General features: G+C 73.6%; 9 protein-coding genes. 2 read left to right on the top strand and 7 right to left on the bottom strand.

Annotated features, from left to right (window positions below):
* Positions 1 to 148: 148 nt before the first annotated feature.
* Genes ruvX through ACIA8Q_RS20075 form a run of 4 tightly spaced genes read right to left on the bottom strand, consistent with a single transcriptional unit; the run spans position 149 to position 4,203 of the window.
* Entirely contained in the window at positions 149 to 628 is a 480-nt protein-coding gene (gene ruvX, locus ACIA8Q_RS20090) for a Holliday junction resolvase RuvX (RefSeq protein WP_387905929.1), read from the bottom strand.
* A complete protein-coding gene (gene alaS, locus ACIA8Q_RS20085) occupies positions 628 to 3,297 on the bottom strand; it encodes an alanine--tRNA ligase (RefSeq protein WP_360208923.1) in 2,670 nt (889 codons plus the stop codon). The genes ruvX and alaS overlap by 1 nt, the downstream gene beginning before the upstream one ends.
* On the bottom strand, positions 3,297 to 3,719 hold the full coding sequence (locus ACIA8Q_RS20080; protein WP_387905923.1) for a DUF6167 family protein: 423 nt from the start codon (positions 3,717 to 3,719) through the stop codon (positions 3,297 to 3,299). The genes alaS and ACIA8Q_RS20080 overlap by 1 nt, the downstream gene beginning before the upstream one ends.
* 4 nt (positions 3,720 to 3,723) lie before the next feature.
* Positions 3,724 to 4,203, bottom strand: coding sequence for a DUF948 domain-containing protein (locus tag ACIA8Q_RS20075; RefSeq protein WP_360208918.1), 480 nt, complete (start codon positions 4,201 to 4,203; stop codon positions 3,724 to 3,726).
* Between the two features lie 282 nt (positions 4,204 to 4,485).
* Between ACIA8Q_RS20075 and ACIA8Q_RS20070 the strand changes: the two genes are divergently transcribed.
* Complete coding sequence (locus ACIA8Q_RS20070; RefSeq protein ID WP_363365738.1) at positions 4,486 to 6,675, top strand: regulator; 2,190 nt, start codon at positions 4,486 to 4,488, stop codon at positions 6,673 to 6,675.
* Between the two features lie 56 nt (positions 6,676 to 6,731).
* Positions 6,732 to 7,052, top strand: coding sequence for a tetratricopeptide repeat protein (locus tag ACIA8Q_RS20065; RefSeq protein WP_387905937.1), 321 nt, complete (start codon positions 6,732 to 6,734; stop codon positions 7,050 to 7,052).
* 133 nt (positions 7,053 to 7,185) lie between these two features.
* On the opposite strand, the gene rpsD is transcribed toward ACIA8Q_RS20065, so the two are convergent.
* The 3 genes from rpsD to ppk2 all read right to left on the bottom strand — a co-directional run bounded on the left by rpsD (position 7,186) and on the right by ppk2 (position 10,406).
* Entirely contained in the window at positions 7,186 to 7,800 is a 615-nt protein-coding gene (gene rpsD, locus ACIA8Q_RS20060) for a 30S ribosomal protein S4 (RefSeq protein ID WP_360208910.1), read from the bottom strand.
* 344 nt (positions 7,801 to 8,144) lie between these two features.
* A complete protein-coding gene (locus ACIA8Q_RS20055) occupies positions 8,145 to 9,494 on the bottom strand; it encodes a replication-associated recombination protein A (RefSeq protein WP_396317500.1) in 1,350 nt (449 codons plus the stop codon).
* A gap of 93 nt (positions 9,495 to 9,587) precedes the next feature.
* Positions 9,588 to 10,406, bottom strand: a complete 819-nt coding sequence (gene ppk2, locus ACIA8Q_RS20050) for a polyphosphate kinase 2 (RefSeq protein ID WP_360208906.1) — start codon at positions 10,404 to 10,406, stop codon at positions 9,588 to 9,590.
* Between the last annotated feature and the right edge of the window lie 120 nt (positions 10,407 to 10,526).

Below are 10,526 nucleotides of genomic sequence, written 5' to 3'. Positions count from 1 at the left end.
GGGCCCACCCTGGGGGCGGGGGGTGCCCCCGGGGTGTTATTCCTGGTCGTTCTGGCCCCCCGACCCCTCGGGGCTCCCTAAACCCCCGGGGGGGGCCGGGGGGGCGGCGCCCCCCCGCACCCCTCACCGGGACGTTAGAACAGGCCGGTCAGCCCGCCGCCTCGACGCTCTCACCGGGCGGGCGTCCGCTCACCCGTTCGGACTCAAGGGCGGTCTGCAGGATCACCACCGCGGCGGCCTGGTCGACGACCGAGCGGCCCTTCTTCGCCTTGACGCCCGAGGCGCGCAACCCGTGGGTGGCGGTGACGGTCGACATCCGCTCGTCGACCAGCCGGACGGGCACCGGGTAGAGCCGGTTGGCCAGCCGCGCCGCGTACGCCCGGACCTTCTCCGCCGCCGGGCCCTCCTTGCCGCTCAGCGAGCGGGGCAGCCCGACGATCACCTCCATCGCGTCGTACTCCTCGACGATGGCGGCGATCCTGGCCTGCGACTTCACTCCGGCCGGGACGGTCTCCACGGGTGTGGCGAGCACCCCGTCGGGGTCGCAGGACGCGACCCCGATCCGGGCGTCACCGACGTCGACGGCGATCCGCCGCCCGCGCCGGAAGGGCCTCTCCTCGAACTCCATCAGGAGGCGCGCTCCGCGACCAGGGCGCGCACCGCGGCGACGGCCTCGCCGACGGCGGCCGGGTTCGAGCCGCCGCCCTGGGCGACGTCGTCCTTGCCGCCACCGCCGCCGCCGAGGGTCTTGGCGGCGACGCGGACCAGCTCGCCGGCCTTGATGCCGCGGCCGCGGGCGTCCTCGTTGGTGGCGATCACGGTCAGCGGCCGGTCGTTGGCGACGGTGAACGCGGCGACCACGGCCGGGCGCGCGCCGAGGCGGCCGCGCACGTCCAGGACGAGCTTGCGCAGCTCGTCGGCGCCGACGCCGTCGGCGACCTGAGCGGCGACCACGGCGATGCCGTGCACGTCCTCGGCCGAGTCGGCCAGGCCCGCCGCGGCGGCCAGCACCTTCTCGGCACGGAAGCGCTCGATCTCCTTCTCGGCGTCCTTGAGCTTGGCGAGCATGCCGGAGATCTTCTCCGGCAGCTCCTCCGGGCGGCCCTTGACCAGCTCGGTGAGCTGGGCGACCACGGTGTGCTCACGGGCCAGGAACTTGTACGCGTCGACGCCGACCAGCGCCTCCACCCGGCGCACGCCGGAGCCGATCGAGGACTCGCCGAGCAGCTTCACCAGGCCCAGCTGGGCGGTGTTGCCGACGTGCGTGCCACCGCACAGCTCCTTGGAGAAGTCGCCGATGGTGACGACGCGGACCTCGTCGCCGTACTTCTCGCCGAACATCGCGATGGCGCCGGCCTTGCGGGCCTGGTCCATCGTCATGACCTCGGCGGTGACGTCGAGCTCGCGGCCCAGCACGTCGTTGATCTTCTGCTCGACGTCGACCAGCACGCTGCCGGGGACGGCGGCGGGCGAGCCGAAGTCGAAGCGGAAGCGGCCGGGGGCGTTCTCGGAGCCGGCCTGGGCGGCCGTCGGGCCGAGCGCGTCGCGCAGCGCCTGGTGGGTCAGGTGGGTGGCCGAGTGGGCGCGGGCGATCGCCCGGCGGCGCTCGACGTCGATCGTGGCGTACGCCGAGGCGCCGAGCACGACCTCGCCGAACAGCACGCCGCCGGAGTGCACCACGACGCCCGGGACGGGCTGCTGCACGTCGCGGATCTCCACCACCGCGCCGGACTCCAGCCGGATCCGGCCGTGGTCGGCGAGCTGGCCGCCGCCCTCGGCGTAGAAGGGGGTGCGGTCGAGGATGATCTCGACCTCGTCGCCCTCGGAGGCGGCCGGCGCCGGGACGCCGTCCACCAGCAGGCCGACCACGGTGGCCTCGCCCTCGGTGAGGGTGTAGCCGGTGAAGACGCTGGCGCCGGAGGTGTCGGCGACCTCGCGGTACGCGGCGACGTCGGCGTGGCCCATCTTCTTCGCCTTGGCGTCCGCCTTGGCGCGGTCCCGCTGCTCCTGCATCAGGCGCCGGAAGCCGGCCTCGTCGACCTGGAGGCCCTGCTCCTCGGCCATCTCCAGGGTGAGGTCGATCGGGAAGCCGTAGGTGTCGTGCAGCTTGAAGGCCTGGTCGCCGGAGAGGACGGCGCCGCCGGCCTGCCGGGTCTCGGTGACCGCGGCGTCCAGCAGGCTGGTGCCGGCCTTCAGGGTCTGCAGGAAGGCCGCCTCCTCACCGACGACGACCGTCTCGATGCGCTTGCGGTCGGCCTCCAGCTCCGGGTACTGCGGGGCCATCGCCTTGATCGCGGTGTCGATCAGGTCCTTGGCGACCGGGCCGGTGGCACCGAGCAGGCGCATGTTGCGGATGGCGCGGCGCAGGATGCGGCGCAGCACGTAGCCGCGGCCCTCGTTGCCGGGGGTGACGCCGTCGCCGACGAGCATCAGGCCGGTGCGGATGTGGTCGGTGACGACGCGCAGCGAGACGTCCGACTTGTGGTCGGCGCCGTAGGTGTGGCCGGTGAGCTCGGCGGCGCGGTCGAGGATCATCCGGCTGGTGTCGATCTCGAAGAGGTTGTCGACGTCCTGCAGGATGGCGGCGAGGCGCTCCAGGCCGAGGCCGGTGTCGATGTTCTTGCTCGGCAGGTCGCCGAGGATCTCGAAGCCGTCCTTGCCGTCGCCGTGGCCGCGCTCGTACTGCATGAAGACCAGGTTCCAGATCTCCAGGTAGCGCTCGCCGTTGACGGCCGGGCCGCCCTCCTCGCCGTACGCGGGGCCGCGGTCGTAGTTGATCTCCGAGCACGGGCCGCACGGGCCGGGGACGCCCATCGACCAGAAGTTGTCCTTCATGCCGAGGCGCTGGATCCGTTCGGCGGGCACGCCGATGACGTCACGCCAGATCTGCTCGGCCTCGTCGTCGTCCTTGTAGACGGTGATCCAGAGCTTCTCCTTCTCCAGGCCGTAGCCACCGTCCGCGACGGGGGTGGTGAGCAGGTCCCACGCGAACTTGATGGCTCCTTCCTTGAAGTAGTCGCCGAAGGAGAAGTTGCCGCACATCTGGAAGAAGGAGCCGTGCCGGGTGGTCTTCCCGACCTCCTCGATGTCCAGGGTGCGCACGCACTTCTGGACGCTGGTGGCGCGCGAGAACTGCGGCTTGACCTCGCCCAGGAAGTAGGGCTTGAACGGCACCATGCCGGCGTTGACGAGCAGCAGGGTGGGGTCGTCGGCGACCAGGGACGCCGACGGAACGACGGTGTGGCCGCGCTCCTCGAAGAAGCGCAGCCAGCGGCGGCGGATCTCAGCCGACTCCATTAGTGGTCCTTCCGGTTCGGGGTGCCGCCCCGCGGCGGCAGGGCGCGGCGGGGCGTTTCTTCCATGGCTTGGGGGGTCTTGCGGGCACTGCTGGACGGAGGCAGGGCGGCGGCCGGGCTGCCGGGCGCCGCCGAGATAGCTCGGTACTGCGGCTCGCCCCGGAGCGCTCGGCGGCGCCGGGGCTCGACGACGGCGGTGCCGTGGAGTCCGAGGTCGTCGCGCAGCTGCTCCTCGCGCTCGGCCATGCCGGCCCGCACGTCCTGGGCGAACTGCTTGGCCAGGTCGCCCAGGTGCAGCGCACCGCGGGCCGCGGTGCCCGAGAGGTTGTCCGGGGTGAGCCGCTGCACGGCCTCGTTGGCCTTGTTCATGGCCCAGACGGTGGCACCGGCACCGACCGCCATCCAGAAGACGCGTCGCACCATGCCGTCAGCCCCTCACCGCGCGCCGGACCCGCGAGAGCAGGCCGTTCCTGGGCGCCGTCGCGGCGCGCACCTCGGCCCGGACCAGCCGGGCCAGCTCCTCGCGCTCGCCGCCCTGCAGCGGCACGGACGGCTGGCCGCCCTGCTGCTTGGCGACGGCCTTGCGGACGCCGTAGCTGAAGGCCGCGACCTTCACCAGCGGCCCGCCGAGGGTGGCGGCGACGGTGGAGGAGAGGGCGTTGGCGTTGGCGGCGGCGTCCTGCACGTTGGCGGTGATCTCGTCGACCCGCTCCAGCTGCTCGTTGGCGCTGCGCACGGCGGCACCGGCCTCGGTCAGCAGCGGGACGGCCTGTTCGGTGACCGCGGAGACCAGGACGGCGGCCTCCTTCAGCACCCGCGAGAGGCGGACCAGCACCACGGCGAGCAGGGTGACCAGGACCGCCCAGAACACGGCGACGAGCAATCCGGCCAGCTCTCCCACGGACACCTTTGCGCGCTCCCTCGCCTTGCTGTTCTCCAGAACGGAACCCTATCGCGCCCGGGCCCGGTTTCCGGACCGGGTCGGCGCCCGCCGCCGCGGGGGACGCCGGCCCGCCGATCCGGTCGGGTGTGCGAACCCGCGCGTAACCCACCGGCCGGTCACCTCGTTCTGCCAGGCGGGCCGTCGCCCGTACGGCCCGACGCAGGCCCGGACCGCGAGGGTCCGGGCCGGGACCACGGGGAGCACCGCTTGGCCGGCGACTGGAGAGCACAACCCGGGGAGCCCGGGGTGTGGCCGCGCGAGCCGGAGCCCGGCCGGCTGCCGGCCGAGGTGACGGGCTTCGTCGGGCGGCGGCGGGAGCTGACGGAGCTGGCGAGGCTGCTGGCGGGCGCCCGGCTGGTGACCGTCACGGGCCCGGGCGGGGTGGGCAAGAGCCGGCTGGCGCTGCGGGCCGCGGCCCGGGCGGCCGGCGCCTTCCCGGACGGCACCTGGCTGGTGGAGGTGGCCCCGGTGCAGGACCCGCTGCTGCTCGGCCACGCCGTGCTGGAGGCGCTGCGGCTGACCGACGGCACCGCCCGCCCGCCGATGGACGTCCTCACCGAGCGGCTGGCCGGCCGGCGCCTGCTGCTGGTGCTGGACGGCTGCGAGCACCTGGTGGCGGCGTGCGCGGAGCTGACGGAGGCGCTGCTGCGGGGGCTGCCGGGCGTGCGGGTGCTGGCGACCAGCCGGGCTCCGCTGCGGGCCTGCGGCGAGCACCTGCACACGCTGGCCCCGCTGCCGGTGGGGCCGCTGCCGGTCGGCCGGGTGGGGTCGGACGCGCTGCCGGACGCGGTGCGGCTGTTCGCCGACCGGGCCCGGGCGGTGCTGCCGTCCTTCGAGGTGACGGCGGCCAACGCGGAGGCGGTGGGGCTGCTCTGCCGGCGGCTGGACGGCATCCCGCTGGCCGTGGAGCTGGCGGCCGGGCGGCTGCGGGCGCTGTCGGTGGAGCAGATCACCGCCCGGCTGGACGACCGGTTCCGGCTGCTCACCGGGGGCTCCCGGACGGCTCTGCCCCGGCATCAGACGCTGCGGACGACGATCGGCTGGAGTCACGAGCTCTGCACGGCGCAGGAACGTTTACTCTGGGCCCGCCTCTCGGTCTTCGCCGGCAGCTTCGACCTGGACGCCGCCGAGTACCTCTGCGCCGGGGACGGCCTGGACGCCGAGGACGTCCTCGACCTGCTGGACGAGCTGGTCGCCAAGTCCGTGGTCCTGCGCGAGGAGAGCAGCTTCGGCGTCCGCTTCCGGCTGCTGGACACCCTGCGCGACTACGGCTCGCACTGGCTGCGCGCCGCCGGCGAGGAGCAGCGGCTGCTGCGCCGCCACCGGGACTGGTACCTGGGGGTGGCCACCTGGGGCGAGGTCGAGTGGTTCGGCCCCCGGCAGGCCGAGACCGCCGAGCGCACCGAACTCGCCCACACCAACCTGCGCGCGGCGCTGGAGTTCTGCCTGGCCGAGCCCGGCGAGGAGCAGATCGCCCTGCTGCTGGCCGGCACGCTCTGGTTCTACTGGGTCGGCTGCGGCCACCTCGGCGAGGGCCGGCACTGGCTGGACCGCGCGCTCGCCCTGGACCGCGAACCCACCGAGGCCCGCGCCAAGGCCCTCTGGGTCACGGGCTACATGGCCACCCTGCAGGGCGACCTGGCGACCGCCCGCCCGGCCCTGGAGGAGTGCCGCCGCCAGGCCCTGGACACCGGCGACGACCGGGCGCTCGCCTACGCCGTCCACCGGCAGGGCTGCGCGGCCCTGATCGGCGACGAACCGGACCGCGCCGCCGAGCTGTTCGAGGAGGCGCTCTGGCACTACCGGACGATCGGCGAGCTGAACAGCAACGTCGTGATGGCCATGTTCGAGCTGGGCGTCGCCTACCTGTTCCAGGGGGACGTGGAGAGCGGCGAGCTGTGGTTCGGGCAGGCCCGCGAACTGTGCGAGGAGCACGGCGAGCAGTGGGCGTACGCCTACGTGCTGTACGCGATGGCGTACTCGCACTGGATGGACGGAGCCGTCCGCTCGGCCCGTGCGCTGGCCCGGGAGAGCGTCCGGCTGAACCACCTGTTCCACGACCTGCTGGGCATCGTGCTGGCGATCGACCTGCTGGCGCTGCTGGAGACCGAGCCCGGCGGCCCGGGGGAACCGGGGGACCTGCGCGAGGCCCGGGTGCTGCAGGGCGCGGCGCACCGGATCTGGCGCACGGTCGGCCTGCCGTTCCTGGGCTCGCGGTCCTTCTTCGGCCCGCACCAGGAGTGCGCGGAGCGCGCCAGGGCCGGGCTCACCGAGCAGGAGTACCAGGACTGCTACGAGGCCGGCGCCCGGCTCGACCTGGACGCGGCGGTCTCCCGGGCGCTGGGCGGCGGGGGCTCTGCGGACGGGCCTGAGCCCGGCCCCGGGCCCTGCTCGGTGCCACCCGCGCCGGCGCCCTCGCCGGTGCGGAATAGTTGAAACTTGTCCATTGCTGGAGGGGGCGAGGAACCACCCGGAAGGAGCCCACCGTGGCCGTGACCACCACCGCCGACGAGTACCGCCTCGCGACGTTCCACTTCGAGTCCAAGGCGTACACCGACGCCGCCCGCCTGCTGGAGGGCGTGCTGGCCGAGGAGCCGGGCAACCTCTCCGTCCGGCTGCTGCTGGCCCGCAGCTACTACCACTCCGCCCAGCTCGGCCGCGCCGAGGAGGAGCTGCGCCGGATCCTCGACGCCGACCCGGCCGAGGCCTACGCCCGGCTGATGCTCGGCCGCACCCTGGAGCGCCGCGGCCGCGCCGCGGAGGCCCGCCCGCACCTGCGGATGGCCGCCGCGATGACCGGCGAGGACCTCTGAGAGCCGCTGCCGACCCGGCCCCGGGGGCATCCCGGGGACACCGGGGACACACCCCGGAAAAGGGACGAGCCCCCGCCGCCTCGAAAGGCGACGGGGGCTCGCTGTGGTACCGCCGGAGCGGAACCGCCGCGGGTCAGCGCGAGTAGTACTCGACGACCAGCTGCTCGTCACAGATCACCGGGACCTCCTTGCGCTGCGGCGCACGGTCCAGGCGGAAGGCCAGGGCCTTCAGGTTGACCTCGAGGTACTTCGGGGTCTGGCCCTCGCCCGCGTAGCCACCCTCACGGGCGACCTGGAACGGGACCTTCTCCTTGCTGCGCTCGCGGACGGTCACCACGAAGCCCGGCTTCATCTGGTACGACGGCTTGTTGACCTTGCCGCCGTTGACCTCGATGTGGCCGTGGACGACCATCTGACGGGCCTGGTAGATGGTGCGGGCGATGCCCGAACGCAGGACCAGGGCGTCGAGGCGGGTCTCCAGCTCGGCGACGAGCGCCTCACCGGTCTTGCCCTCGGCCTTCTTCGCGCGGTCGAACGCGCGCGCCATCTGCTTCTCGCTCAGGTCGTACTGGGCGCGCAGACGCTGCTTCTCGAGCAGACGGACCTTGTAGTCCGAGTTCTGCTTGCGACCACGGCCGTGCTGGCCGGGCGGGTACGGGCGGGCCTCGAAGTACTTGACGGACTTCGGGGTCAGCGGCACGCCGAGCGCACGCGCGATCTTGACCTTGGGGCGCTTCTGGTTCGCCATGAACCAAACCTTCCTTGCTTACGAATACGGCTTCACCAGGTGTTGACGGAGGTCGCACGTCGCGACCCGGAGAAAACCACGCCGCCTGCGCGGACGCGATCAGCCGCTCTCCGGAGCCGGGCACGGAAGTGCTTGTCACACGGGCCGGCCGGGTGTCCGGCCGCCCGCGACACCGATAACGGTGCGCGACGCTCCTGGTGCGGACCTCCCGGAGGAGGCCTACGGCCACTGCCCCGCTGGTGCGGCCGGTCGGTGGGGTCTCCCCCGCCGCCGTCCCGGGACATGGCACTCCGATCGAGTATACCGGCAGCCCGGGAGGCCGATCACCCGCCCCCCGGCGGGGCTCACTCCCCCCGCAGCCGCCCCCGCGTCCACTCCACCACGTCCGCGTAGCGGGCCTCGCCGCCGCGGCGGGTCGGCCGGTAGTACTCCTTGCCGTGCACCGCGTCCGGCGCGTACTGCTGGGCCGCGATGCCCTCCGGCAGGTCGTGCGGGTACTGGTAGCCCCGCCCGTGGCCCAGCTTGCCCGCGCCCCCGTAGTGCGCGTCCCGCAGGTGCGGCGGGACGGCCCCCGCCAGGCCCTGCCGGACGTCCGCCAGCGCCGCGTCGATCGCCAGATAGGCGGCGTTGGACTTGGGCGCCAGCGCCAGCGCGATCGCCGCCTGGGAGAGGATGATCCGCGCCTCCGGGAAGCCGATCAGGGCCACCGCCTGGGCGGCCGCGACCGCCGTCTGCAGGGCCGTCGGATCCGCCAGGCCGACGTCCTCGCTGGCGGAGATCATCAGCCGGCGGGCGATGAAGCGCGGGTCCTCCCCCGCCTCGATCATCCGGGCCAGGTAGTGCAGCGTGGCGTCCACGTCACTGCCCCGGATCGACTTGATCAGCGCGCTCGCCACGTCGTAGTGCTGGTCGCCGTCCTTGTCGTAGCGCACCGCCGCCTGGTTCACGGCCGTCTCCGTGGTGGCCAGCGTGATGCTCGGCTCGCCCTTCTCCAGCGCCGCCCCGGCGGCCGCCTCCAGGGTGGTCAGCGCCCGCCGGGCGTCCCCGCCGGCCAGCCGGACCAGGTGGTCCTCGGCCTCCCCGGTGAGCTCCAGGGCGCCCTCCAGGCCGCGCTCGTCGGCCACCGCCCGGCGCAGCAGGGCGCGGACGTCCTCGTCGGTGAGCGACTCCATGGTGAGCAGCAGCGAGCGCGACAGCAGCGGGGAGATCACCGAGAAGTAGGGGTTCTCGGTGGTCGCGGCGATCAGGGTGACCCAGCGGTTCTCCACGGCGGGCAGCAGCGAGTCCTGCTGCGCCTTGGAGAAGCGGTGGATCTCGTCCAGGAACAGCACCGTCTCCCGGCCGGACATGCCGACCGCCCGCCGGGCGCCGTCGATCACCGCGCGGACCTCCTTGACCCCGGCGGTGATCGCGGACAGCTCGACGAAGCGGCCCTCCACGGCCTGGCTGATCACGTGCGCCAGGGTGGTCTTGCCCGTCCCGGGCGGGCCCCAGAGGATCACCGAGCTGGTGGCGGCCGGCCCGCGCGAGCCCCCGACCAGCCGGCGCAGCGGCGAGCCGGGTTTCAGCAGCTGCCGCTGCCCGGCCACCTCGTCCAGCGTGCGCGGGCGCATCCGCACGGCCAGCGGGGCCCGCCCGGGCTCCCTGGCCTGGCGTTCCTCGGCGGCGGCGGTGAAGAGGTCCGGTTCGTCCACACCGGAAGCCTATGCGAGGGCCGTGACAGCCCCGGGGCGCCTGCGCGGACCGCGGCGGCGCGACCCGTCCGACGGGATCCGCGGGACCACGTCCTAGCCCAGCTTCGCCGCGTGGTCCGGAACGTACTTCTGCAGGTCGCGCGGGGGCCGCTGGTAGCCGCGCGGGGCCGGGCGGGGCGGCAGGTCGATCCTCGGCGCGGTGACCTCGTGGTACGGGACGGTGGAGAGCAGGTGGGCGATCATGTTGATCCTCGCCCGGCGCTTGTCGTCGCTCTCCACCACGTGCCACGGCGAGTCCGGGACGTCCGTGTGGCCGAACATCTCGTCCTTGGCCCGCGAGTAGTCCTCCCAGTGGGTGATCGACTCGACGTCCATCGGGGAGAGCTTCCAGCGCTTCATCGGGTCCCCCAGCCGGGCCCGGAAGCGCGCCTCCTGCTCGGTGTCGCTGACCGAGAACCAGTACTTGCGCAGCAGGATGCCCGCCTCGATGAGCATCCGCTCGAAGGTCGGGCACTGGTGCAGGAACTGCCAGTACTCCTCGTCGGTGCAGAAGCCCATCACCCGCTCCACGCCGGCCCGGTTGTACCAGCTGCGGTCGAACAGCACGATCTCGCCGGCGGCCGGCAACTGCTCGACGTAACGCTGGAAGTACCACTGCGTCCGCTGCCGCTCGGTCGGCGTCGGCAGTGCCGCGACCCGGGCGATGCGCGGGTTCAGATACTCCGTCACCCGCTTGATCGCGCCGCCCTTGCCCGCGGCGTCCCGGCCCTCGAAGACCACCACCAGCCGGGCCCCGGTGACCCGCACCCACTCCTGGAGCTTGACCAGCTCCTGCTGCAGCCGCAGCAGCTCCCGCTCGTAGGGCTTCCTCGACAGCCGCTCCGACTCCGCGGTCCGCTGCTCCTTCGCCACCTGGGCTCCTCCGTCCGACGCCGCTGATCACCAGTCACCGTAGGCGCTGGGGGCCGGTTCCGCAGGTCGTGCGACGGGTCCGCGGCAGCGGCGGCCCCCTGAACCGCCGCTGCCGCGCTC

This window comes from Kitasatospora sp. NPDC051705 (genome assembly GCF_044453265.1).
Classification (GTDB): domain Bacteria; phylum Actinomycetota; class Actinomycetes; order Streptomycetales; family Streptomycetaceae; genus Kitasatospora.
The sequence above is the reverse complement of the archived record's forward strand: the minus strand, read 5'-3'. Positions and strand labels throughout refer to the sequence as shown.

What these genes read in the sequence shown, in the direction of transcription:
- ruvX (WP_387905929.1), bottom strand. Translation starts at nt 628, where the DNA reads ATGGAGTTCGAGGAGAGGCCCTTCCGGCGCGGGCGGCGGATCGCCGTC.
- alaS (WP_360208923.1), bottom strand. Translation starts at nt 3,297, where the DNA reads ATGGAGTCGGCTGAGATCCGCCGCCGCTGGCTGCGCTTCTTCGAGGAG.
- ACIA8Q_RS20080 (WP_387905923.1), bottom strand. Translation starts at nt 3,719, where the DNA reads ATGGTGCGACGCGTCTTCTGGATGGCGGTCGGTGCCGGTGCCACCGTC.
- rpsD (WP_360208910.1), bottom strand. Translation starts at nt 7,800, where the DNA reads ATGGCGAACCAGAAGCGCCCCAAGGTCAAGATCGCGCGTGCGCTCGGC.